This is a genomic window from Salinisphaera orenii subsp. halophila YIM 95161, from assembly GCF_003732545.1.
Classification (GTDB): domain Bacteria; phylum Pseudomonadota; class Gammaproteobacteria; order Nevskiales; family Salinisphaeraceae; genus Salinisphaera; species Salinisphaera orenii_A.
On record NZ_AYKF01000097.1, the window covers coordinates 1 to 24,241 of the forward strand.

Annotated in this window: 22 protein-coding genes; 8 read left to right on the forward strand and 14 right to left on the reverse strand. The window is 68.7% G+C overall.

Annotated elements, in window-relative coordinates; translation table 11 throughout:
- The 14 genes from SAHL_RS11915 to SAHL_RS11980 form a co-directional block, all read right to left on the reverse strand.
- The coding region (locus tag SAHL_RS11915; RefSeq protein ID WP_123591640.1) for a TAXI family TRAP transporter solute-binding subunit at nucleotides 1-1,095 on the reverse strand (1,095 nt) is incomplete at its 3' end.
- A 47-nt stretch (nucleotides 1,096-1,142) separates the two neighbouring features.
- Nucleotides 1,143-2,288, reverse strand: a complete 1,146-nt coding sequence (locus tag SAHL_RS11920) for a TAXI family TRAP transporter solute-binding subunit (protein WP_123591641.1) — start codon at nucleotides 2,286-2,288, stop codon at nucleotides 1,143-1,145.
- 145 nt (nucleotides 2,289-2,433) lie between these two features.
- Entirely contained in the window at nucleotides 2,434-3,114 is a 681-nt protein-coding gene (locus tag SAHL_RS11925) for a GntR family transcriptional regulator (RefSeq protein ID WP_123591642.1), read from the reverse strand.
- A 74-nt stretch (nucleotides 3,115-3,188) separates the two neighbouring features.
- Entirely contained in the window at nucleotides 3,189-3,893 is a 705-nt protein-coding gene (locus SAHL_RS11930) for an ABC transporter ATP-binding protein (protein WP_123591643.1), read from the reverse strand.
- Nucleotides 3,887-4,633 carry an ABC transporter ATP-binding protein gene (locus SAHL_RS11935; RefSeq protein ID WP_123591644.1) on the reverse strand — a complete coding sequence of 249 codons (747 nt, stop codon included), beginning with the start codon at nucleotides 4,631-4,633 and terminating at the stop codon, nucleotides 3,887-3,889. Before SAHL_RS11935 ends, SAHL_RS11930 begins: the two co-directional genes overlap by 7 nt.
- A gap of 2 nt (nucleotides 4,634-4,635) precedes the next feature.
- Complete coding sequence (locus SAHL_RS11940; protein ID WP_123591645.1) at nucleotides 4,636-5,553, reverse strand: branched-chain amino acid ABC transporter permease; 918 nt, start codon at nucleotides 5,551-5,553, stop codon at nucleotides 4,636-4,638.
- Nucleotides 5,550-6,425 (reverse strand): branched-chain amino acid ABC transporter permease, encoded by an 876-nt coding sequence (locus SAHL_RS11945; protein WP_123591646.1) that lies wholly within the window; start codon nucleotides 6,423-6,425, stop codon nucleotides 5,550-5,552. The genes SAHL_RS11940 and SAHL_RS11945 overlap by 4 nt, the downstream gene beginning before the upstream one ends.
- A gap of 40 nt (nucleotides 6,426-6,465) precedes the next feature.
- A complete protein-coding gene (locus SAHL_RS11950) occupies nucleotides 6,466-7,629 on the reverse strand; it encodes an ABC transporter substrate-binding protein (RefSeq protein ID WP_123591647.1) in 1,164 nt (387 codons plus the stop codon).
- 144 nt (nucleotides 7,630-7,773) lie between these two features.
- Nucleotides 7,774-8,856: an alcohol dehydrogenase catalytic domain-containing protein gene (locus tag SAHL_RS11955; protein WP_123591648.1), complete on the reverse strand. Its 1,083-nt coding sequence runs from the start codon at nucleotides 8,854-8,856 to the stop codon at nucleotides 7,774-7,776.
- A complete protein-coding gene (locus tag SAHL_RS11960; protein WP_123591649.1) occupies nucleotides 8,853-10,466 on the reverse strand; it encodes an AMP-binding protein in 1,614 nt (537 codons plus the stop codon). Before SAHL_RS11960 ends, SAHL_RS11955 begins: the two co-directional genes overlap by 4 nt.
- Before the next feature lie 99 nt (nucleotides 10,467-10,565).
- The gene (locus SAHL_RS11965) at nucleotides 10,566-11,480 is read right to left on the reverse strand and encodes an SDR family NAD(P)-dependent oxidoreductase (protein ID WP_123591650.1); all 915 of its coding nucleotides are present in this window, start codon (nucleotides 11,478-11,480) and stop codon (nucleotides 10,566-10,568) included.
- Nucleotides 11,481-11,523: 43 nt separating this feature from the next.
- Nucleotides 11,524-12,678, reverse strand: a complete 1,155-nt coding sequence (locus SAHL_RS11970; RefSeq protein ID WP_123591651.1) for an acyl-CoA dehydrogenase family protein — start codon at nucleotides 12,676-12,678, stop codon at nucleotides 11,524-11,526.
- Nucleotides 12,679-12,688: 10 nt separating this feature from the next.
- Nucleotides 12,689-13,816, reverse strand: a complete 1,128-nt coding sequence (locus tag SAHL_RS11975) for an acyl-CoA dehydrogenase family protein (protein ID WP_123591652.1) — start codon at nucleotides 13,814-13,816, stop codon at nucleotides 12,689-12,691.
- A gap of 89 nt (nucleotides 13,817-13,905) precedes the next feature.
- Nucleotides 13,906-15,642 carry an acyl-CoA dehydrogenase family protein gene (locus SAHL_RS11980; RefSeq protein WP_123591653.1) on the reverse strand — a complete coding sequence of 579 codons (1,737 nt, stop codon included), beginning with the start codon at nucleotides 15,640-15,642 and terminating at the stop codon, nucleotides 13,906-13,908.
- 230 nt (nucleotides 15,643-15,872) lie between these two features.
- Between SAHL_RS11980 and SAHL_RS11985 the strand changes: the two genes are divergently transcribed.
- The 8 genes from SAHL_RS11985 to SAHL_RS12020 all read left to right on the forward strand — a co-directional run bounded on the left by SAHL_RS11985 (nucleotide 15,873) and on the right by SAHL_RS12020 (nucleotide 24,174).
- Nucleotides 15,873-16,718, forward strand: a complete 846-nt coding sequence (locus SAHL_RS11985; protein WP_123591654.1) for an HTD2 family dehydratase — start codon at nucleotides 15,873-15,875, stop codon at nucleotides 16,716-16,718.
- Nucleotides 16,711-17,868, forward strand: a complete 1,158-nt coding sequence (locus SAHL_RS11990; RefSeq protein WP_123591655.1) for an acyl-CoA dehydrogenase family protein — start codon at nucleotides 16,711-16,713, stop codon at nucleotides 17,866-17,868. The genes SAHL_RS11985 and SAHL_RS11990 overlap by 8 nt, the downstream gene beginning before the upstream one ends.
- A 5-nt stretch (nucleotides 17,869-17,873) precedes the next feature.
- Nucleotides 17,874-18,260 carry a VOC family protein gene (locus SAHL_RS11995; RefSeq protein WP_123591660.1) on the forward strand — a complete coding sequence of 129 codons (387 nt, stop codon included), beginning with the start codon at nucleotides 17,874-17,876 and terminating at the stop codon, nucleotides 18,258-18,260.
- Nucleotides 18,257-19,615, forward strand: a complete 1,359-nt coding sequence (locus SAHL_RS12000; RefSeq protein WP_123591656.1) for an MmgE/PrpD family protein — start codon at nucleotides 18,257-18,259, stop codon at nucleotides 19,613-19,615. The genes SAHL_RS11995 and SAHL_RS12000 overlap by 4 nt, the downstream gene beginning before the upstream one ends.
- Before the next feature lie 25 nt (nucleotides 19,616-19,640).
- A complete protein-coding gene (locus SAHL_RS12005) occupies nucleotides 19,641-20,846 on the forward strand; it encodes a CaiB/BaiF CoA transferase family protein (RefSeq protein WP_123591657.1) in 1,206 nt (401 codons plus the stop codon).
- 23 nt (nucleotides 20,847-20,869) lie between these two features.
- The gene (locus tag SAHL_RS12010; RefSeq protein ID WP_123591661.1) at nucleotides 20,870-21,679 is read left to right on the forward strand and encodes an HpcH/HpaI aldolase/citrate lyase family protein; all 810 of its coding nucleotides are present in this window, start codon (nucleotides 20,870-20,872) and stop codon (nucleotides 21,677-21,679) included.
- Nucleotides 21,680-21,765: 86 nt separating this feature from the next.
- Nucleotides 21,766-22,059, forward strand: a complete 294-nt coding sequence (locus SAHL_RS12015; protein ID WP_123591658.1) for a hypothetical protein — start codon at nucleotides 21,766-21,768, stop codon at nucleotides 22,057-22,059.
- Between the two features lie 84 nt (nucleotides 22,060-22,143).
- Nucleotides 22,144-24,174, forward strand: a complete 2,031-nt coding sequence (locus SAHL_RS12020) for a TonB-dependent receptor (protein ID WP_123591659.1) — start codon at nucleotides 22,144-22,146, stop codon at nucleotides 24,172-24,174.
- Nucleotides 24,175-24,241: the final 67 nt, after the last annotated feature.

Here is a 24,241-nt window from a genome sequence, read left to right on the forward strand (position 1 = left end):
GGCCTGGAAGTCCTCACCGGTCTTGTCGCCGGCCTCTTCCTTGGTCTCCTGCCAGGCCGCCTGCAGGGCTTCCAGCCGCTCGAGGCGCTCGTCGTTCCACTCCTGCATGTCGTCGGTCCAGATACCCTTTTCCTTCAGGTACTTGATCGCACCCGGATGGAACGGCGCATCGATCGGCGGCGTGCCCGACTCACTCAGCTTCCAGCGCGGCATCACCGAGGTGGCATCCTTGTACATGCCGAAGGTGTCGTCCATGGCCTTGGTGAAGTCGTAGACCGCCTGCTCGGACATGTCGGCGCGCACGGTCAGCACCGGGTAGCGATAGGCCATCAGCGGCACCGGATCGTCCTCGCTGATGCCCGCACCCACGGTTTCCTCGTAGGGCTTGAAGAACGGCGCGACCGCGGTCACGCGTTTCCAGCCCTTCTCGTCGGAAGCCGGCAGGGGCACCCAGTAGATCCCGCGCGGGGACTCGGCCAGCTCGTACATCTGGCTGGGCGTGGTCGTGGTGCAAGTCGCATCGGCCTGCCCCTGGGCGAGCGAGCTCATCGCCGCACCATAGGTCGGGAACATGCGCGCATCGACGTCGTCGCGGGTCAGCCCGGCGAATGCCAGCAGGGCGTCGCACTTGACGTTGACCGACGGGTTGCCGGCGACATAGGCCACGCGCTTGCCTTCCACATCGGAGAGCTCGCGGATGTCGGCGTCCTCGGCCGTGGGCATGCCGAACGACGACGGCCGGCCGGCGATCACACGCAGATCCTGCGGGCCCCAGCGCGGGTCGGCGAAGTCGTAGAGGCCCTCGGTGGCGAAGAAGGTCTCGGTCGCGAGGAAGCTGTAATCGGCCCGCTCCTGCAGCAGCGGCTGCAGCCGGCCGATCGCCGACCCGGACGGCTGGATGCGCACGCGGGTGCCGTATTCCTTGCCGAAGGCGTCGGCCATCGCCGAGGCCTCGGCATAGCCGGCCGAGCCGACGTCATAAGACGACCAGGTCATGGTATCCGGCAGGTCCTGTGCCAGCGCGCCGGACGCGCCCAGCGCACAGCTGGCCGCCAGGACCGCGCTCGCCGCGGCGGTTCGTGTATTTTTAAGCATGGTGCTCTCCTCCTCGTGGTGCGCTTGATGCGCTCTTGATTATCCGATCACTCGTCGTCGTCGCCGCCGGACTCGAGCGCGGCGAGCGTGTTCTCCCGGGCCTCGGCCCACGCTTCGGCAAAGGCTTCGTCGTCGGCCTCCTCGTTGGCTGCCAGAGTGTCCGTCCAGGCCGCGCGCAGAGCCTCGAGCCGTTTCAGGCGCCGGTCGTTCCAGGCCTGATCCGCCTCGGTCCAGATACCCTGCTCTTCAAGATACTTGATCGCGCCCGGATGGAACGGCGCATCGACCGGCGGGCGGCCGGCGCGCTCCAGATCCCAGCGCGGCATCGACGCGGTGGCGTCGTTGTAGAGATCGAAGGTCTCGTCCAGCGCCTTGATGTAGTTGTAGACGGCCTCCTCGCTCTGATCGGCGCGCACGACGATCATCGGATAGCGATAGGCCATCATCGGCACCGGCTCGTCCTCCGAGATGCCCGCGCCGACGGTCTCCTCGAACGGCGCGAAGAACGGGGCCAGCGCCTGCAGACGCTGCCAGCCCTTTTCGTTGTCGGGGGCCAGCGGCACCCAGTGGATGCCGCGCGGGGACTCGGCCAGCTCGTACATCTGGCTTGGCGTGGTCAGGGTGCAGGTGGCATCGGCCTGGCCCTGGGCGAGCGAACTCATCGCCGCACCGTAGGTCGGGAACATGCGCAGGTCGACGTCGTCGCGATCCAGTCCGGCGAAGGCCAACACGGCGTCGCACTTGACGTTGATCGAAGGATTGCCGGCGACATAGGCCACACGCTTGCCGGCCACGTCGGCGACCGTGTCGATGTCCGCATCCGCGGCCGTGGGCATGCCGAACGACGACGGCCGGCCGGCGACCACGCGCAGATCCTGCGGGCCCCAGCGACGGCTGGCGAAATCGAACACGCCCTCGGTGGCGAAGAAGGTCTCGGTCGCGAGATACCCGTAGTCGACGCGGCCCTGCAGCAGCGGCTGCAGCCGGCCGACCGCCGACCCGGAGGGCTGGATGCGCACGCGGGCGCCGTATTCCCGGCCGAAGGCATCCGCGATGGCCGACGCCTCGGCGTAGCCGGCCGAGCCGACGTCATAGGATGACCAGGTCATCGTGTCCGGCAGCGTCTGCGCACCGGCGGTGCCGAACGCCGCACTCAGCATGGCCGCAACGAGCGCCTGTGTTTTCTTTTTCATCTCCACCCCTCCTTGTTTCACAACCCTATCAGTATTCCGTATTCCGTCGACGGCTTTACCATGGACGCAAGTCGGCGGTTCCCGGCAATGCCGGGCCACAGACCCGTCGTAGCGGCCGGTCGCTCACCGGCCGCCGCGGCGCGTGTCAGCGGATCTTGCCTTCCTTGCTCGCCACGTAGTCGTAGAGCGCGCGCCCGGCCGTGGCGATGTGCTCGCGCATGGCCGAACCGGCGGCATCGGCGTCGCGTTCGCGCAGTGCGCTCAGGATGCCGCGGTGCTCGCGCGCCGCCTGCACCAGCCGATTGTCGATGGCCATCGGCGTGAGCGGCGGCAGGCCCTGCCACAGGCCGTAGATCATGCGCGACAGCCGCGGCTGATCGGCACTGTCGTAGAGTTCGCGATGGAACTCCTGGTTGAGTTCCACATAGGTCTGCTTGTCGCCGGCCTCGGCGGCGGCCTCGATGTCGCCCTGCAGCCGCTCGAGCTCGTCGATCTCCTCATCGGTGAGCTGCGCGGTGGCCTTGACCACGGCCTGAGCCTCGAGCATCTCGCGGAGCGAGTAGATCTCCTCGACATCCTCGAGCCCGAAGTGGCTCACGCGACACACGCCGCGCTCGTCGGCATCGACCAGGCCGTCGAAGACGAGCCGTTTGAGGGCGTCGCGCACGGGAATCCGGCTGGTGCCGAAACGGCTGGCCAGATCCTCGTGCACCAGCCGCTCTCCACCCTCGATCTCGCCCTTGAGGATGGCCTCGCGCATGCGCATGTACACCTCGTCCTCGATCGAGCGACGACGTACCGGGCCGAAACTGGATTTGCTGCTCATGATCCTTGCGCTTCGCTGCTTGAGTCGACTGGAAAACTATCACACCGCTTTCGACGCGTCGGCGCCGCCGCGCGTCAGAACAGGTCCCACAGGCTGCGCGACGAGGTCAGCTGGTCGGGCGTGGCCTCGTGGATGATGCGTCCGCCCTTCATCAGATAGACCCGATCGGAGACCGCGAGCGCCTGGCCGACGTTCTGCTCGACCAGCAGCACGCTCAGGCCCTCCTCCTCGCGCAGCCGCGTCACCAGCGCCATGATGTCGTCGACCAGATTCGGCGCCAGACCGGTGGAGGGTTCGTCCAGCAACAATAGCTTCGGCCCGGCCAGCAGCGCCCGGCCGATGCTCACCATCTGCTGTTGCCCGCCGGACAGCTCCCCCGCCCGATCGTCCTTGCGCTCGTCCAGAATCGGCAGATAGCCGAGCGTTCGCGCCAGGCGCCGGTCGTATTCGGCACGCGCGGACTCACCGCTGGCCCAGAAACCCATGCGCAGGTTCTCGGCGACGGTCAGGCTCGGGAAGACGCCGCGCTCCTGCGGCACCAGCACCATGCCGCGGCGCATGAGCGAGCGGGTCGAGGCTCCGGCGACGGCGGTGTCGTTGAAGCGCACCTCGCCCCGGCAGTCGCCCAATACGCCGAACACGCCCTTCATCAGGGTCGATTTGCCGGCGCCGTTATGGCCGAACAGCGAGACGATCTCGCCGCGTTCGACGCGCAGCTCGGCGCCGGAGACCACCGGCACCGAGGGATAGCCGGCGTGGAAATCATGGACGCTCAGCATGACTCGGCCTCCGCGGGACGCCCGGCCGTGCCGAAATACAGATCCGTGAGCCGCTCGTTCGCGAATATGCGCTCGGGCGTATCGAAGGCCATCACCTCGCCCTTGTTGAGAAAGGCGATGCGATCGGAGACCTCGCGCACGATATCCAGATTGTGTTCGATCAGCAGCACCGTGTGGCCTTCATCCTTGAGGGACTGCAGGAGCATGTGAAATGTGGTGCGCGACGGGCCGTCCAGCCCCGAAGCCGGCTCGTCGAGGAGGAACAGATCGATGTCGAGCGCCATGATCCGCGCGAGATTGAGGAACTTGCGCTCGGCGTAGGACAGATCCATGGCACGCGTATCGCGCTTGTCGGCCAGACCGACGCGCTCGAGCACGGCGTCCGTATGCCGACACGCGGCCGCCCGGGTCCAGAGCCTGAAGCTCGATTCCTGGGCGACCAGCACGTTCTCGAACACGGTCATCTCGTTGAACAGGCGCAGGTCCTGGAACGAGCGCGCGATGCCGAGCCGGGTCACGCGCTGCGGGGACAGCCCGACGAGATCGCTGCCCTTGTAGTGCACCGAACCCGCGTCGGGCCGCAGGAACCCGGTGATCAGGTTGAACAGGGTCGTCTTGCCCGCGCCGTTGGGGCCCACCAGCGAGGTGATCAGCCCCGGCTCGAGCGCCAGGGTCACGTCGGGGATGATGACGTTGCCGCCGAAGGCCTTGCGCAGGCCGTTGATATCGAGTGCCGCCATGACTAGCGCTCCGTACCGCCGCCGGCCGCCTGCACCGGGCGGCGCGGACGCAGCAACCGCCAGACGCTGGCCAGCCCGTTCGGCCAGAAGATCATCAGCAGCACGATCGAGGCGCCGTAGATGAGCTGTTCGACCGGCCCGACGTAGCGGCTGGGCATCTCGATGAAGTTCAGCAGCGCCGGAAAGGCGGTGATGAACACCGCGCCGACGATCGGTCCGGCCAGCGACCCCGCACCGCCGATGATCACCATGGCGAGGATCATCACCGAATAGTCGAGGGTGAAGCTTTCGGGGTTCACGAAGGACACGTGAAACGCATAGATCGAACCCGCGACCGCGGCGAGCGCGCCCGAAATCGTGGTGGCCGCCACCCGCAGCGCGAGCGGATCCTTGCCCAGCGCCGTCGCCGCGACCTCGTCGTCGCGAAAGGCCTTGAGCGCCCGCCCGAACGGCGATTTCACCAGCACGGCGATGAAGGCCAGCACGAGGACCATGCAGACCGCGGTCAGGATCAGATACTCGACCGGCGAAGTCAGCTGCCAGCCGAGCACGCGGGCCGGCGGTATGCCCGCCAGGCCGCCCATGCCGCCGGTGACCGCGTGCCAGCTCGTGAAGATCGTCGACGCCACGACCTGGAAGCCGATCGAGGCCACCACGAAGTATTCCTCGCGCACCCTCAGCACCGGCACGGCCAGCAGAAAGGACACGGCGCCGGAGACGAACATCGCCACCGCAGTCGCCAATAGAAAGGAATCGGTCACCCCGAGCGCGACCTTGGCCGCCGCATACGCGCCCACACCGTAGAACACCGCATGCGCCACCGAGAAGATGCCGGCGTAACCGACCATCAGATTCAGCGACGACGCCAGAATGACGGCGATCCCCAGCAGCACGCCCAGGTTGGCGATATAGGCGATCATGAGCGTCGCGTGGCTGCGCCGAGCAGCCCGTCCGGCTTGAACATCAGAAATATCAACAGCACGCCGAACGTGATCGCCGGCTTCCAGGTCGAGGACAGCTGCCAGACGCCGATGTTCTCGGCGATGCCGAGCAGCAGACCGCCCAGCGCCGCCCCCCAGAGATTGCCGATGCCGCCGACGATCGCGCCGGCGATCGCCAGCAGCGTCAGCAGCGCGCCCATCGACGGCTGCAGACCCGCGTTGAGGCTGGTGAGAATGGCCGCCGGCGCCACCAGCGCGGACCCGATCGCGAACGCGATCATGCCGTAGCGCCGATCGCCGAGACCGAACACGCCGACGAGCGCGGCATCATCCATCATCGCGCGCAGGATCACGCCGGTGCGCGTCCGCCGCATGAACCACTGAAGCGCCGTGATCGACACCAGGGCGACGGCCACGGACAGCAGATTGACCCACGACAGATACAGCGGCCCGACCAGAAACCCCTGGCTCAACGTCGAATCCACGCTGTAGAAGCTGTTGCCGAACAGCAGCACGACCACGTTGGTCGCCACGATCAACAGGCCGAACGAGGCCGCGAATATGGTCAGAAAGGAGGCATCGGTGCGCCGCATCGGCTGATAGACCAGCCGCTCCACGCCGACGCCGAACGCCACCGCCACTGCTACGGCCAGCGCCACCGCGAGAACCGCCGGCCACTGCCAGACCGTAACCGCCTGATAGAAGGCGTAGGCCGCGAGCATCATCGTGGCGCCGTGGGCGAAATGGAAGGTGCGCGTGGTGGCATAGATCAGCGCGAACCCGACGGCGGCCAGCGCATAGAGGCTGCCGGCCGCCACGCCTTCCACGAGCATCTGGAAAAGAACGATCACGACGCGCCTCCCGCCCCGTTTCGAAACGCGGCGTGCCGGCTCACTCCGTCAGCTCCACCGTCTCGAGCACCTCGGACTCGCCGCCCGAGATCCGGTTGATCTCGATGGGCATGCGGACGGTGCCGTCCTCGCGGAAGCTGATCTTGCCGCCAACGACATCGAACGAGCCCATCTCCTGGAGCGCGGCGCGCAGGTTCTCGCCGGTGACCGCCTTGTCCTGCGACTGCACATGCGCGATCAGGTCCGCGTAGATCAGCACCGCGTTGTAGTAGTTGACCTGGTAATAGTTGGGCTTCTCGCCGTACTCGTCCTTGAAGCTGGACAGGAAATCGCGCGTCAGCTCGTCGGCGTCGTAGTCGATGTGCTCGGAGGTGTAGACCGCGCCATCGGCCGCCCCCAGCGCCTGCGTGGCGGGGATGCCGAAGGCCGAGTAGCTCAGCAGCTGCGACCGGATGCCGCCGTCGCGAAGCTGTTTGGCGATCACGTTCTGCTGCTGGCCGTAGGAGGCGATGTAGATCGCATCGGCGCCGGCCGCCCGCAGCTTGACCGCCTCCGAGCGGAAGCTCGTCGCCGAGGGGTCGATGCCGATCTCCGAGACGACCTCGCAGCCCAGCTCGGCGCAGCGCTCCTTGATCACCCGATTGACGCCGTTGCCGAACGGATCGTTGACATGGATCACGGCGAGCCGCTCGATGTCCATCTCCTCGACCGCATAGGGCAGAAGCGCATTGACCTCGTCGTCCGACAAGGGGATGTCGTTGAGGAAGTAATCACCGATCGCCAGCTCCGGGCTGACGCCGCCGCCGTTGACCATGAGCACGTGTTCGCGGTTGCCGATCGGCGCGATCGCCTTGCTCACGCCGGAGAATGCCGAGAGCACGAAGTTCACCTTGTCGACGTTGACGAGCTTGTTCATGCCCACGACCGCCGGCTGGGGCAGGGCCTGGCTGTCGGCGTGGACGATGTCGAGCCGGCCGTCGATCTCGTCACTGTCGTTGACGTGCTCCACCGCGAGATCGGCGCCCTCGCTGAACAGCTTGCCGTAGACCGCATTCGGACCGGTCAGCGGAAACAGCGCGCCCACCTTGAATACCGGCCCCGAGTCGTCGGCCGCGGCCGCACCGGCCGCACCGAGCGTCAGGGCCGCGGCCGCCGCAATGACAACGGCGCGCACGCGCCGGCGATGATCCTGGATCGACTTCATCTGTTGCTCCTCCGATGGCGCTTTTCCAGCGCTCTGGCACGGCCGGTGTTCGGACGGTCCCCGGACACGCCCGCTGGACCGCGGTATTTTCAGATCAGATTATCTATGTATACAGTACCCAGTCAACGATACGAAAGTCGCAGGCTAGCGCCTACCGTCCGCCTCGCCGGCGACCTCGAGCACGAGCCGGCCGGACGCCGTGTTGGCCTCCATCCGGCGGTGCAGCTCGGCCGCCGCCGACAGCGGCAGCGCCTCGCCGACATCCACGGCCAGCTCGCCGGCCGAGATCATGGCCAGCGCGTCCGCGAGTTCGGCCGTGGTGCAGGATTTCGTGCCGACCAGGCTGATTTCCTTGAGGATGAAATGCGCCGGCCGGATCTCGGCGGGCAGCCCTTCCACATTGCCGAGCATCACCACCCGGCCGCCGTTGCGTACGGCATGGATGGAGGCCGATAGCGTCGCGGCACCGACGATCTCGATGACGGCGTCCGCCCCGCGCCCGCCGGTCAGCCGCTTGACCTCGCGGGCGAAATCCAGCGCCGGGGCGACGACCACGTCGTTCGCGCCCGCCGCCTCCAGATCGGCCCGGCGACGGGCGCTCGACGTGACCGCGATCACGCGGGCGCCGAGCTGTCTCGCGAGCCGCATCGCGTGGATCCCGACGCCGCCGCTGGCACCCGTGAGCACCACGGTCTCGCCGCGCTGCAGCCGCGCGCGCGTGACCAGGGCGTGATAGGCGGTGCCGACCGTGCAGATGACCACCGCCGCGGCCTTCAGGCTCACGCCGTCGGGCACCGGCACGAGGGTGTCGGCGCGCACGCGCACGTATTCGGCATAGCCGCCGTCGACGTCCTCGCCGAGAAAACGCGGCCGCTCATCAAGACACAGGGCCTGATTGCCGGCGTCGCAGGCGGCACAGCCGCCGCAGCCGGTGTAGATCATGCTCATCACGCGCGCGCCCTCGGCCACGCCGGCGACCGCCTCACCGACCGCAACCACGTGGCCGCTGACCTGATGGCCGAGAATGACGGGCAGATCGATCCTGGGGAACGCGCCGGCCCGGGTGAGCAGATCGTGCCGGCAGACGCCACAGTAGGCCACCCGTATCAGCACGTCGTGCGCGCCCAGGCTCGGCAGCGGCACGCGCACGCTCTCGAGGACCTCCGGCCCGCCGAACCGCGCCATCCGCACGGCCGCCATGGTCTCGGGCAGCACGGCCGCGCTCATGACGACACCCCCGCGTCGATCTCGGCCTGCGCGCGCTCGCGCAGTTTGGCCTTCTGGATCTTGACGCCGTTCGCGCTCGGCGTGGTCGGAAACGCCTCGGTCTCGATCAGCCGGACCGGCACCTTGTACTTGGCCATGTCCGCCTGGCAGGCGGCGATGATCGAATCCGCATCCAGATGATGGCCCGCGGGAACGATCACCCAGGCCACCGGCCGCGGCCCGCGTTCGGTGTCCACGGCGACCACCTGGGCCTGGTCGATCGCATCGAAGGATTCCAGATAGGCCTCGATCTCGCGCGGGTTCACCAGAAACCCGCCCAGCCGCAGCGTGTCGCCCAGCCGGGCCAGATAGACGAAGGTGTCGCCCGACTCCATATAGCCGAGATCGCCGGTGCGCACGAAGCCGTCGTCAGTGAAGGTCTTGGCGTTCGCCTCGTCGTTGCCGAGATAGCCGACCATGACGTTCGGCCCGCCCACCTCGATCTCGCCGGATTCGCCGGGGCCGAGCAGCCGACCGGACTCGGTGTCGCGCACGCGCACACGCGTGTCCGACGAGGCCGGCGTGCCGCCGCCCAGCGCCCAGCGCTCCGGCCCGGAGCCCGCCGCCGCATAGACCATCAGCGCCTGCACCTCCGAGGCGCCGTAGGTCTGAAACAGCTTGATGCCCAGCGCGTGGGCCCGATCCACCAGTGCGGCGGCATCGGCGCTGAAATTGGCGAACGCCCCTTCGCGCAGCGTGGCGATGCGCGAGACCGGCTCCGCCGCGTCAAGGATTCGCCGGAACATCTCGTCGGCGCCGTTGGTGTGCGTGACGCCGTGGCATTCGATCGCCGCGACCGCCGCCCCGGCCTCGAAGGCCGGCAACAGCACCGTCGGCCGGCCCGCCGCGAACGCGCCCATCACGGTGTTGAACCCGAACACGCCGCAGTACGGCAGCATCGCCAGGACCACGGTGTCGGCCACGCCGCGATAGCCGAAGGCATCCGCCACCGCGAGCGCGTGATGGACGAGCGCGGCCTGCCTGTGAGTGACGAGCTTGGGCGCCGAGGTCGTGCCCGAGGAGGTGAAGATCATGCAGGGCGCATCCGGCGCGCCCTCGTCACGCGCATGCTCGCCGTGCGCGCCGAGCGCCGCGTAGCTCGCAAGGCTGCGTCCCGCGTAGCAATCGCCCGCCGGCGCCTCGCCGACCAGCACGAGGGTCTCCAGAGCGGCCAGCGCCTCGTCGTCGCAATCGGCGATCAGCGCCAGACAGTCGATCTCGCCCAGCGTCGGCGGCAGGACCAGCGCGCGTGCGCCGGAACGACCCACGATATCCTCGACCTCGTGGCGCCGATACTTGGTGTTGATCGCCACCGCCACCGCACCGAGTCGCGCCAGCGCGAATTCGAGCTCGATCCACGCCGGATCGTTACCCAACCAGACCGCCACCCGGTCGCCGGGCCCGATACCGAGCCGCGCCAGACCCGCGGCCACTCGGCGCACCCGCGCCGCGACCTCGGCGTAGGTGATGCGGGTGTCGCCCTGGATCAGGGCCGGATCGTCGCCGCCGTCCGCCACGCGGGCGTCGAGCAACGCGTTCAGCGTACCGGCCTGTGCCGTCCGTCCTGCCATATCCTCACTCCGATATCTCGCACGGGCCCGGCTCTGTTGTGTTGGGTTCAGCCGCGGCCCCAATGAAGACGGCCGGCGCGGCGGCCGGCCGTCGATCGGTCACACCGGGTCCCAGGAAAAGACCTCGCCGGAGACCTCCAGCGGGTAGAACTGCCCCTTGAGCGCGGGCATGGCCTCGCTGGCGATGGTCTCCGGGTTCCAGCCCTCGCTGCGATGAATGCCGCGCAGTGGCCGGCTCTGACCCATGAGAAAGATCTCGTTGCCGCGCGCGGCGAAGATCTGGCCGGAGACGTCGGCCGCACGGTCGCTGGCGAGATAGGTCGCCAGCACCGCGACCTTGTCCGGTGTCATGGATTTGAGCTTATCGACGCGCGCCTGCTGCTCCGGCGTATCGGTCGGGATGGAGCCGATCATGCGCGACCAGGCGAAGGGGCTGATGCAGTTGGAGCGGACGTTGAAGGCGGCCATGTCGAGCGCGATCGACTTCGACAGCGAGGCGATCCCGGCCTTGGCGGCCGAATAGTTGGATTGGCCACGGTTGCCGATCAGCCCGGAGGTGGATGTCATGTGCACATAGGCACCTGATTCCTGCTGACGGAAGATCGGCGCGGCCGCCCGGGAGACGTTGAAGGTGCCGTGCAGATGCACGTCGATGACCGCCTTCCACTCGTCCGGATCCATCTTGTGGAACATGCGGTCGCGCAGGATGCCGGCGTTGTTGATCACCGCGTCCAGCCGGCCGAAGGTGTCCATGGCCGTGGCGATGATGTTTGTCGCGCTCTGGTAGTCCGCCACGTTGTCGGTGTTGGCCACCGCCCGGCCGCCGGCGGCCTCGATCTCGTCGACCACGGCCTGGGCCGCGGACTGGTCGGTGCCGTCGCCGGACACGCTCGTGCCGAGATCGTTGACCACCACGGCCGCGCCGTCGGCGGCCATCTCGAGTGCGATCGCCTTGCCGATGCCGCCGCCGGCGCCGGTGACCACGGCCACGCGTTGTTCGATGGGATCCGTCATGTTCTCTCCTCGATTGGAAAAGCGGTTGCGGTGAGCCGCGCCGTCACTCCGGCAGTCGCAGGACCTGCTTGGCCAGAATGTTGCGCTGGATTTCGTTGGAGCCGCCGTAGATGGTCGTGGGCAGGCAGCCGAAATAAAGGTTGAGCACGTCCACCGACGCGTCCTCGCCGATCGCCTGGCCCTCGACGAGCGGCGCCTCGCCGTCGGCGGCCTGGACCGCGAGTTCGGCGATCCGGCCGTAGGTTTCCGTGCCCCAGATCTTCAGCCAGGAGATGTCCGCGCCCAGCGTCTCGCCGCCGCGCACCTGGGCGGCGAACGACTCGAAGGCCTCGGACAGGTCGGCGACATCGAGGGCCAGCTTCGTGAATTCGGCGGAGAACGCCGGGTCGTCGTGCAGCCCGCGGGCCTCGGCGAAGGCATCCAGCCGGCCGAGCGCGTTCTGGGACTGCTTGGGGCTGCCCAGGAACAGTCGCTCGAAGCCGAGCAGCGCCTTGGCCATGGTCCAGCCCTCGTTGACGTTGCCGACGAGGTTGTCCTTGGGCACGCGGACGTTGTCGAAAAAAACCTCGCAGAATTCCTCGTGTCCGGCGATGTTCTCGATCGGCCGGATGGTGATGCCGGGCGTGTCCAGATCGACCAGCAGGAAACTGATGCCCTTCTGCTTGCGCTCGGCGTGTGGGTCGGTGCGCGCGAGCACGAAGATATGGGTGGCGTCCTGGGCTAGTGTGGTCCAGGTTTTCTGACCGTTGACCACCCAGTGATCGCCGTCGTCGTCGGCCTGGGTGCGCAGGCTGGCCAGGTCCGAGCCCGAGTTCGGCTCGGAATAGCCCTGGCACCAGATGTGCTCCCAGCTCAGGATCTTGGGCAGGTATTGCTCGCGCTGCTCGGGTGTGCCGTAGCGGATCAGCAGCGGGCCGACCATGACCACGCCCTGGTCGGGCGCGCGGGCCACGCCGATGCGCTCCTGCTCCTCGGTGAAGATGAGCTGCTTGGACGGCGACAGGCCCACGCCGCCGTGTTCGGCCGGCCAGCCCGGCGCGGTCCAGCCGGCCTCGGCACGCTTCAGGTACCAGTCGCTGACTTCGTGCCAGCGCAGCCGGCGCGAGGGATGGCGCAATGCCTTCGGGTATTCGGCTTCGAGATAGGTACGGATCTCGCGGCGGAAGGCCGCGTCGTCCATGGCGTTCCAGTCGGTCATCTCGTTCTCCTTACGCGGCCGCGCGGGTCAGGCGGGCGTATTCGCGACGCTGGGTGTCCGCATTGCCGAGCCAGGCGGCGAGCGACAGCACGCGTCGCAGATAGACGCCGACGTTGGCCTCCTCGGTGTAGCCGATCGCCCCGTGCAGCTGCACGGCCTGGCGTCCGATGATCAGCGCAGCCTCCGAACAGCGCGCCTTGGCGCGGGCCGCCGCACGCTGCAGATCGACCGGGTCGGCGTCGCTGTCGAAGGCGCGCACCGCCTGCCGCAGCGCGTTGCGCATCAGCTCGCGCTGGATATACAGATCGACCGCGCGATGGCGCAGCGCCTGAAAGCTCGACAGCGCCTGACCGAACTGCTTGCGCGAGGCGAGATAGTCCTGGGTCTGTTCGAACAGCGCGCCGGCCAGACCGAACAGTTCGGCACTGGCCGCGACCCGGGCCACGCTCAGCCCGCGCGTGAGTGCACCATCACCCGCGCCGCCGCCGGCCAGCCGGCGCGCGTCGTCGAGCGAAACGCCGTCGAACTCGAGCGCGAGCACGGCGTGGCCATCGACCCGGGGCTGCGTCTCGACCGACAGGCCCGGCGCGTCGCGCTCGATGGCGTACAGGGCCACGCCGTCGGGCCCGCCCACGGCGACGACGAAGACATCGGCCTCGGCCGGGGTCACCAGAGCCCGCCGGCCCGTCAATCGACCGGAGCCGCCGTCGGCCGGCACGCTCGCCGGGCCTTCCTGCCCACGCGCCTGGGCCTCATCCTGCCAGGCGACCGCCACCAGGCGTTCGCCGGACGCGGTCGCCGCCAGCAGCTCGCCGGCATGGTCGGCGTCGCATCCGGCCAGCACGGCCTGGGCGAAGACGGTATCGACCAGCGGTTCGGGCGCGCAGTCGCGTCCCAGCCCCTCGGCGACCACCGCGAGTTCGCCCACGCCGAGGCCGAGCCCGCCGGCGGCTTCGGGCACGAGGATGCCCAGCCAGCCGAGGTCGGCCATCTCCGACCAGGCCGCGCGGTCCAGGCCCGCGGCCTCGGCCTTGAGCCGGCGCGCCCGGGCGATGCCGCGGCCCTCACCGGCGAAGCCGGCCACCGAGTCGGCGAGCATGCGCCGTTCGTCCTGCGAATCATCCATCAGTGCGCTCATGCGGGCGACATCCTCCAGAGCTGGAACGGGAACGCCGGGGGCGGCGTCGCCGAATTGTCTATGCGTATACCGTGTACAGAAAGCCGACTTTAGGCGCAGGCGGGCTCGGGCGCCAGTGACAGCGCCTGGTCGCGGCTCATCGGCGCCTCGGCCAGCAGGCACTGCACGAGCTCGGCGTCGGGCGCGTCCACGGCCAGCGGATCGCGCGGCAGGACCCGGTGCGTGAGCACCAGCCACGCGAGCGCGAGCCGGCGCCAGTCGCCTTCGCTGCGGCTGGCCTCCCAGGCCAGGAACACCGCGGAGGCGACGTGATACAGCCCGCTGGCCGCCACGCGCGTGTCGATGGTGGCGTCCTTGTTCTCGACCACGCGCATCACCGCCCGCTCGGCGCGCTCGAGCGCGTCGTCAAAGACTCCGCGCGCCGCCGCCGGCAGCTCGACCGCATCGAGGCACTCGTGCAGATAGGGCACGAGTGTGGCCAGCGTGTCCTCGCGTTTGATCGAGCGGACCACGTCGAGTGCGACGATGTTGCTGGTGCCCTCCCAGATCGAGCCCAGATGGGCATCGCGCAGCACCCGCGCATCGGAGAACTCCTCGATGTAGCCGCAGCCGCCGCGCACTTCCATGCCGTCGCCGGCCACCTTGCGCGCGTCGCGGGTGGTGCGGAATTTCATCAGCGGCGTCAGGATGCGCAGCAGTTTCTGCGCACGGGCGTCGCCGCCGTCCGCCCGGCGCAGCACGTCGGCGGTGTGGAAGGCCATGGAGCGGCCCTGCTCGGCCGGCGTCATCAGCTTGAGCAGCGTGCGCCACATCAGCGGCAGGTCGACGAGCTTGTGGCCGAAGGCCTCGCGGTGGCGGGCGAAGAACAGCGCCTCGTTGAGCGCCCGCCGCATCAGCCCGGCCGAGCGCACGCCGTTGGACAGACGCGACATGTTGATCATGTCGGTCATCTGCTTGAAGCCGCTGCCCGGTTCACCGACAACATAGGCCTCGGCGCCGTCGAGGGTGATCTCGCCGCTGGCCATCGAACGCGTGCCGAGCTTGTCCTTGAGCCGGATCAGGCGGTAATCGTTGAGTTCGCCGTCAGCCTTGTGTCGCGGCAGCAGGAACAGCGTCAGGCCTTTCGTGCCCTCGCCACCGTCGACCGGACGGGCCAGCACCATGGCCAGGCCGGCGTCGGCGTTGGAGCAGAACCACTTGTCGCCGTAGAGCCTCCAGACGCCGTTGTCCTCGCGCGCCTCGGTGGAGATGCGGCCGACGTCCGAACCGGCGTCCTGCTCGGTCATGAACATCGCGCCCTGGCACAGCGATTCGAAATCCTGCGTGGTCAGATCGTCGAAGAAACGATCGACCAGCGCGGGGTCGCCGAACTTGGCCAGCGTACGCGTGAGCGCGTCGGTCATGCTCAGCGGACAGCACAGTCCGAACTCGGCCTGCACGAACAGATAGGTCAGGCCGTACTTGACGATCGGCGGCCATTTCTCGGGCCAGTCGAACACCCCGGGCCGGTGCGACATGGCGGCGAGGCCGAAATGCGAGAAGGCATAGCGCTCGAGCTGCACGTAGGCCGGGTGCTTGTCGATGCCGTTGCGCGGCGAGGCGTTGCGGTGGCGCACCGCGAGCGTCGGCTTGTGCTTGTCGGCGGTGAGCGCGAGCTGCTCGAGCTCGTCGCCGACCAGCGCACCGAGCTCCTCGAAGCGCGGCTCCACGTGGGCCACCTCCGCCGGGGTCGCATAGATGCGCAGCAGCCGGGCGAAGTCCGGGTCGGCGGCATAAGCGTTCTCGCCCGCGCTGTCGGGAATATTTCGGTAAATCGCCTGCGCCATGGTCTGCTCGCTCGTCCGTACGGCCGATAAAGGTCAAGACAACGCGCACCGTCGCCGCAACGCGGCAGCGGGCATGCGGACTCGCTGTCATTGCCATTCAATTTATGTATACGGTACACTGTGTTCATATTCAGGGCAATAGCGTGCATCATGAGTCACTGGCGCACGATGGGATTGCCGACCACCGAGGCCCGGCACAGGCTTCACGCAGCACAGGACCGCCCCGACCCATGAGCACACCGAACCCCCGCGACTGGATTGGCAACGGCGAACGCTGCGAGGACGACCTCGCCCCCGCGCTGGCCGACCGCATCGCCGCCACCTTCGGCGCGCCGCGGCCCGAGCCCGGCCAGGCCCTGCCGCATCTATGGCACTGGGCCTTCTTCCAGATCCCGGTCGACGCCGAGGGCCTGGGCACCGACGGCCATCCCGCCCGGGGCGGCTTTCTGCCGCCGGCGCACGGCCGCAACCGCATGTGGGCCGGCGGCCGGCTGTGGTTTCACGCGCCGCTGCGGGTCGGCGAGCCGGCCGTGCGCGAATCGGAGATCACCGACATACAGGAGAAGCAGGGCCGCAGCGGCGCCCTGCTGTTCGTGACCGTGCGCCACCGCTATCGCCAGGCCGCAGCGGTCGCCGTCGAGGAAGAGCAGGACATCGTCTATCGCGAGCCGAGCGCGCCGCGACTGAGCCTCGACCGGCCCATGCCGGACCCCGACTGGTCGGAGACGATCACGCCGGACCCGACGCTGTTGTTCCGTTACTCGGCGGTGACCTTCAACAGCCACCGGATCCATTACGACTGGCCCTACGTCACCGACGCCGAAGGCTATCCGGGGCTGGTGGTGCACGGCCCGCTGATTGCCACCACCCTGCTGCACGCCTTCGCCCGCGCCCATCCGGACGCGCGTATCGACACGTTCGCCTTCCGCGGCCTGCGTCCGCTGATCGCACCCGCGCCGTTCACGGCCCGGGGCGTGATCGAATCCCCGGGCGCGGCGCGGCTGTGGGCCGCCAACGACAACGGCCCCGCGCACGAGGCCGAACTGACCTTCACGGAGCAGACCCAAGATGATTGACCAGGAATCCCTCGATGCCATCCGCGACGGCGTACGCGGCCTGTGCGCCGACTACGGCGACGCCTACTGGCGCGACATCGACGCCAGGCGGGCGTTTCCCGAGGCCTTCGTCAACGCCCTGACCGAGGCCGGCTGGCTCGCGGCCATGATTCCGGAGGAGTACGACGGCTCCGGGCTCGGCCTGGCCGAGGCCTCCGCGATCCTCGAGGAGGTCAACCGCTGCGGCGGCAACGCCGGCTTCGTGCACGGACAGATGTACAACATGTTCACCCTGCTGCGCCACGGTTCGGAGGAACAGAAGAAGCAGTATCTGCCCAAGATCGCGGCCGGCGAACTGCGGCTTCAGGCCATGGCCGTGACCGAGCCGACCACCGGCACGGACACGACCAAGATCAAGACGAATGCCGTGCGACGGGGCGACAAGTACGTCATCAACGGGCAGAAGGTCTGGATCTCGCGGGTCCAGCATTCCGACATGATGATCCTGCTTGCGCGCACGACGCCGCTGGACCAGGTCGAGAAGAAGTCCCGCGGGATGTCGATCTTTCTGATCGACCTGCACGCGGCCATCGGCAACGGGCTGTCGGTGAACCCGATCGGCAACATGGTCAACCACGAGACCAACGAGCTGTTCTTCGACGATCTCGAGATTCCGGCCGAGAACCTGATCGGCGAGGAGGGCATGGGCTTCAAGTACATCCTCGACGGCCTCAACGCCGAGCGCACGCTGATCGCCGCCGAATGCATCGGCGACGGCCGCTGGTTCGTCGACCGCGCCACCGCCTACGCCAACGAGCGCCGTGTCTTCGACCGGCCGATCGGCCAGAACCAGGGCGTGTCGTTCCCGATCGCCGAGTCCCACATCGAGGTCGAGGCCGCCGACCTGATGCGCTGGCGCGCCTGCGAGGAGTACGACGCCGGCAAGCCGGCGGGGGCGTCGGCGAACATGGCCAAGTATCTGGCCGCCAAGGCCTCCTGGGAGGCCGCCAACGCCTGCCTGCAGACCCACGGCGGTTTCGGCTTCGCCCACGAGTACGACATCGAGCGCAAGTTCCGGGAGACGCGGCTGTACCAGGTCGCGCCGATCTCGACCAACCTGATCCTATCCTACGTCGCCGAGCATCTGCTCGGCATGCCGCGCTCGTTCTGATGGGCATACGGATTCGCCAGCTCGACCACCTGGTGCTGACGGTCGCCACCGTCGATTTCCACCGGCGCGTGCTCGGCATGCAAGAAGTCGTGTCCGGTGATCTACGGCGCCGTGCCCTGGCCTTCGGCACGCAGAAGAGCAATCTGCATCCGCCCGCCGTGCCCTTCGAACCGAAAATCGAACACCCGACGCCCGCGCCGGCGGACCTGTGCTTCAGTGCCGATACGCCGCTCGATGCGGTCATGAGCCACTTGGACAACGAGGGCGTGGCGCTGGTCGAAGGGCCGGTGACACGCGCCGGCGCCAGGCAACCACTGCGTTCGGTCGACATCCGCGATCCGGACGCCAACCTGATCGAGATCTCCGACCCGTTGGAGGAACCCGCGGCATGAGTGACTCAACCCGACAACTGGCCGATTTCTGCGCCAACCTGCGTTTCGACGACCTCCCCGCGCACGTCGTCGCCCGCTGCGAAGACCTCTGTCTGGACTGGCTGGGCTCGGCCCTGGCGGGCTCGCGCCAGCATCCCACCGCCGCCTTCGAGCGACACGCCGCGGCGATGGGCCCGGCCCGGGGCGATGCCGAGATCCTGTCCAGCCGTGCCACGACCTCGCCCTATTTCGCGGCCTTCGTGAATGCCGCCGCCTCGCACGTGGTCGAGCAGGACGATCTGCACAACAGCTCGGTGCTGCACCCGGCGACGGTCGTGTTCCCGGCCGTGCTCGCGCTGGCCCAGGCCCGCGGCGCCTCGGGGCGTGATCTGATCACCGCCAGTGTGGCCGGCTACGAGGCCGGCGTGCGCGTGGGCGAGTTTCTCGGCCGCTCGCACTATCGCGTGTTCCACACCACGGGCACCGCGGGCACGCTGGCCGCGGCCGTGGCGGCGGGCCGGCTGCTGAACGTCGACACCGACACCATGATCCACGTACTTGGCAATGCCGGCACCCAGGCCGCCGGCCTGTGGGCGTTCCTGCGCGACGGCGCCGACTCCAAGCAGCTGCACACCGCCAAGGCCGCCGCGGACGGGCTGCGTTCAGCGCTCATGGCCGCGGACGGGCTGACCGGCGCACAGGACATCTTCGGCGGCAGCCAGGGCATGGCGGCCGGCATGTCGACCGACGCCGACACGGCGAAACTCGCCGCCGAGCTCGGCTCGCGCTGGGCGCTGGCCGAGACGTCGTTCAAGTTCCACGCCTCCTGCCGGCACACGCATCCGGCGGCGGACGCGCTGCTCGCCGTCATGGCCGAGCACGAGCTCGCCGCGAACGACATCGAGCGCGTCGTGGCCCGCGTACACCAGGGCGCGATCGACGTGCTGGGCGCGGTGGACGTACCGCGCACCATCCACCAGGCCAAGTTCTCGATGGGCACCGTGCTCGGGTTGATCGCGGTGCACGGCGCTGCGGGCCTGACCGAATTCGACACGCGGGCGCTGACCGACGACACGGTCGCGGCCTTTCGTGACCGCGTCGCAATGCAGCTGGATGCCGAAGTCGATGCGGCCTATCCGAGCCGCTGGCTCGGGCGCGTGGACGTGACCACCACCGACGGCCGCCGCTTGACCGGCGCCATCGACGAACCGAAGGGCGATCCGGGCAACACGCTGTCCCGCACCGAACTGGAAGACAAGTTCGCGCGGCTCGTGCGCTTCGCCGGGGCCGCCGACGAGACGGAAACGAGGCGGATGATCGACACGATCTGGGGACTGGCGACACTTGATCGCGTGCCGCTGCTGCGCGCGTCGTAGACCAGGAACACAAGGGAGCCACACCATGACCGACCCGGCCCACACGCCGCGCCCGCTCGACGGCATCACCGTCGTCAGCTTCGAGCACGCCATCGCCGCGCCCTTCTGCACGCGCCAGCTGGCCGATCTGGGAGCGCGCGTGATCAAGATCGAACGCCCCGGCGTGGGTGATTTCGCCCGCGGCTACGACAACCGCGTGCGCGGTCTGTCCTCGCACTTCGTCTGGACCAACCGCTCCAAGGAGAGCCTGACGCTCAACCTCAAGCACGACGAGGCGCTGACCGTTCTCGAGCGGCTGCTGGCCGATGCCGATGTGCTCGTGCAGAACCTCGCCCCGGGCGCCGCGGCACGTCTGGGCCTGTCCTTCGACGATCTGTGCGAGCGTTTCCCGAAGCTGATCGTGTGCAACATCTCCGGCTACGGCGAGACCGGCCCGTACACCGACAAGAAGGCCTACGACCTGCTCATCCAGAGCGAGGGCGGCGTGCTCTCGACCACCGGCGGGCCCGGCGAGGACGAGATGGCCAAGGTGGGCTGCTCGATCGCGGACATCTCGGCGGGCATGTACGCCCAGAACAGCATCATGGCCGCGCTCATCCAGCGCGGAACCACCGGCCGCGGCACCTCCATCGACGTCTCCATGCTGGAATCGATCGTGGAGTGGATGGGCTATCCCATGTACTACGCCTTCGAAGGCCAGCCGCAGCCGCCGCGCGCCGGTGCGGCGCACAGCACCATCTATCCCTACGGCCCGTTCGCCACCGGCGACGGCAAGAGCGTGATGCTCGGCCTGCAGAACGAGCGCGAATGGCAGGTCTTCTGCGAGCAGGTGCTCGAGCAGCCCGCACTGGCCGGGGACGCGCGCTTTGCCACCAACAGCGATCGCTCGGCCAACCGCGAGGCACTCGCCGCGCTCATCCACGAAGCGTTTGCCGAACTGACCGCGGCGCAGGCGATCGCGCGGCTGGACGAAGCCAAGATCGCCAATGCCCACGTCAACGACATGGCCGGCGTCTGGGCCCATCCGCAGCTGGCCGCCCGCGACCGCTGGCGCACCGTCGGCAGCCCCGAGGGCGCGCTGCCGGCGCTGCTGCCACCGGCGATCAACCGCGATTTCGAGCCGCGCATGGATCCCGTGCCCGATCTCGGCGAACACACGCGTCGGATCCTGTCCGAACTCGACTACGACCCGGCCACCATCGAGCGTCTGGCCGAGGCCGGCGCGATATGACCGGCCACAAGGAGCCCACCGGCATGGCCACATCCCTGCGCTGTCCGCTGTTCGTACCCGCCACCCGGGCCGGCCTGATCCCCAAGGCGCAGGCCAGCGGCGCCGATTCGGTGATCGTCGATCTCGAGGACGCCGTCGCCATGGACCGCAAGGACGAGGCCCGCGACGCGCTCGCGGCCTTCCTCGCGAACGACCCCGAAGCCCGGGTGATCGTGCGCATCAACGCCGCGGACAGCGGCGAGCTGGATGCCGACCTCGCCCTCTGCGAAGGCCACGCGGGCATCGCCGGCATCATGTCCCCCAAGGCCGAATCGCGCGGCGCGCTGGAACGCGTGGCCCGCCTGGGCAAGCCGGTCTGGCCGCTGCTGGAGACGCCGGCGGGCGTGCTCGCCCTGGAGTCCCTGACCCGTGTGGCCGGCGTCGAACAATTCGCCTTCGGCGCGCTCGACTTCGCTTTCGAAGCGAATCTGACGCCCGACAGCGACGGCGGCCGCGCGGTGCTCGACTATGCCCGCCACCAGCTGCTCATGCACTCGCACGCGGCCGGCCTGATGCCGCCGCTGGAAAGCGTCTACCCCGACTTCAAGAGCCCCGAACGCCTGCACGCGATCGCGCTGCGCGCACGCGACATGGGCTTCGGCGGCATGCTCTGCATCCACCCGGCCCAGATCGAGACCGTGCGCACCGCCTTCTCGCCCAGCGAGGACGAGCTCGGCTGGGCCCAGCGCGTCATGGACGCCAGCCGCCGGAACAGCGGTGCCTTCCAGGTGGACGGGCAGATGGTCGACGCCCCCGTGCTGGCGCGGGCGCAGCGCATTCTGGCGCTGAACTAGACGCCGGGTCGTTACGTTACAATATAACAACAAAGACTTAGCACAAAGCGGTTGACGCGGCCCCCGGCGGCGCCAATTCTTGTTCCATGGGGGCACGCCGACTTCGACTCATCCTGCTGCTTGCAGCGCTGGTCTGCAGCCAGACGTTGGCGTTCGCGCATGGCTTCGATCACCCGCTCGACACACCACACGCCGGCTTCCACTGCCTGAGCTGCCCGCATGGCGGCCACGGCGGCAGCGCCCCCCTGCCACCCGCCGCCGACCTGTCGATCGCGCCGCCGCCGCACCAGACGGCCCCCGTCGGCCCCATCGTCGTGGATCGCCGCGACGGCGTTCGTCTGGCCTATCGCAGCCGCGGACCGCCGCACGCACTCGTCTGACCCGCGAATGACATCGCTCCGCGGCGCGACCCGCCGCGGTCCGAAAGCGCGCGCCGCTTTCGCATCACGACGAGCTTCAACACCATGCGTTATCTGTCTTTTCTCGCATGCGCGACCGGCGCCTGCGCGTTCGGTCTGTGCACTCCCGTTTCGGCCCAGAACGACAACGACGCCCCGGAATCGGCCGGGAGTCTGGGCGCCATCTCCGTCGAGGCCCTGGCCTTCGATGACCGCAGCCCCGACCAGGCCATCGAACCCGCGACCGTGGTCGGCGGCCGCGAACTGATCCGCAAACGCGGCCAGACGCTCGGCCAGAGCCTGGCCGAGACCCCCGGCATCAGCACCGCCGACTTCGGCGCCGGCGTCGGCCGGCCGGTGATCCGCGGCCTGTCCGGCGCCCGCGTTCGGGTACAGGAAAACGGCATGTCCTCGGCCGATGTCTCCACGCTGAGCCAAGACCACGCCGTGTCGATCGACCCCTACGCCGCACGCCAGATCGAGGTCCTCAAGGGCCCCTCGACCCTGCTCTACGGCTCCGGCGCCATCGGCGGCGTGGTCAACGTGGTCACCGACCGCATACCGCGCCGGGCGCCCGACGGCCTCGAGGGCAGCGCCGACCTGGAGCGCGGCCTGGGCGGCGCCGGCGCGCGGCTCCAGCGGCTGGACGTCACCGGCGGGCTGGGCGACTGGGCGGTGAACCTCCAGGGCCTCAAGCGTTTGACCGACGATTACGAGGCCGACGACGGCCGCCGCATCGACAACAGCCACACCGATACCGACACCTACAGTCTGGGCAGTGCCTACGCCGGCGACTGGGGCTATGTCGGCGGCGCCGCCAGCCACTTCGGCCGCGAGTACGGCATTCCGGGCGAGGCGGCGCGCATCCGCATGACCCAGGACCGCTACGACCTCGCCGGCGAGGTCTACGACGTCGCTCCCGGCATCACGCGGCTCGAGTTCTCCGGCGCCTACACGGACTATCTGCACACCGAGGGCGAGGCCGAACCGGAAGCGTTCTTCGACAATCGGGAGACCGAGGCGCGCGTGGCCGCCGAGCATGCCCCGATCGCGGGCTTCACCGGCGTGTTCGGCCTGCAGGGCTTCGACCGCGACTTCCGGGCCTACGGCGAGGAGGCGTCCTTCGTGCCGGCGACCGAGACCCGCTCGCTCGCGGCCTTTCTGGTCGAGGAGCGGCCGCTGGGCGAGGCCTGGACGATCCAGGCCGGAGCCCGCCTGGAGTATCAGGAGCAGGACACCCGGGCGCCCTACGAGGACACCGACCACACCCCGATGAGCCTGTCGCTCGGCCTGCGCCGCGATATCGGTACGGACTACGTGCTCACGGCCAGCGTCGGCCGCTATCAGCGCGCACCCGCCACCGAAGAGCTCTACAGCTTCGGCCCGCACGAGGCCACGCTCACCTACGAGCGCGGTGACAGCGGCTTCGACGAGGAGACCGCCGACAGCCTGGAGCTGGGGTTTCGCAAGACGCGCGGGCGCATGCGCTTCGACACCAGCCTGTTCTATACGACCTACGACGACTATGTCTTCGCCCAGTCCGTGGACGCCGGCCTGAACGCCGACGGCAGCGGCACGCCGGGCGGCGACGGCGTGGCCGATCGCGTCGACGAGGACGGCCGCTTCGACCCGGACGGCGAGCTTCTGCTCACCGACTACGCCGCCGCGGACGCCACCTTCTACGGCGGCGAGGCCGAGATCGGCTACGACCTGCTGACCGGAATGCACCGGCTGACCGCGCGCGTGTTCGGCGATGACGTGCGAGGCGAGCTGGACGACCGCGGCGACTTGCCGCGGATCACGCCCGGGCGCTACGGCGCCGGCCTGGACTACGGCGGCCCCCGATGGTTGGCCAACGTCGAAGCCCTGCGGGCGAGCCATCAGGGCCGCGTCGCCGAGCTCGAGGAGGAGACCGCGGGCTACACCGACCTCAGCGCGTTCGTCGGCTACCGGATCGCCTCATCGGATGACACCGAGGCCATGGTCTATCTGCGCGGCGACAATCTGCTGGACGACGAGATCGTGCGCCACACCTCGTTCCTGCGCGTCGCCCAGCCCGGCCGCAGCCTGCTCGCTGGCCTGCACGTGGAATTCTAGAGCATTTTTCTCTTTTACTGAGTTACGACAGCACGTTAGCGTCATTTTAGGTTTGCTAGATTGGATC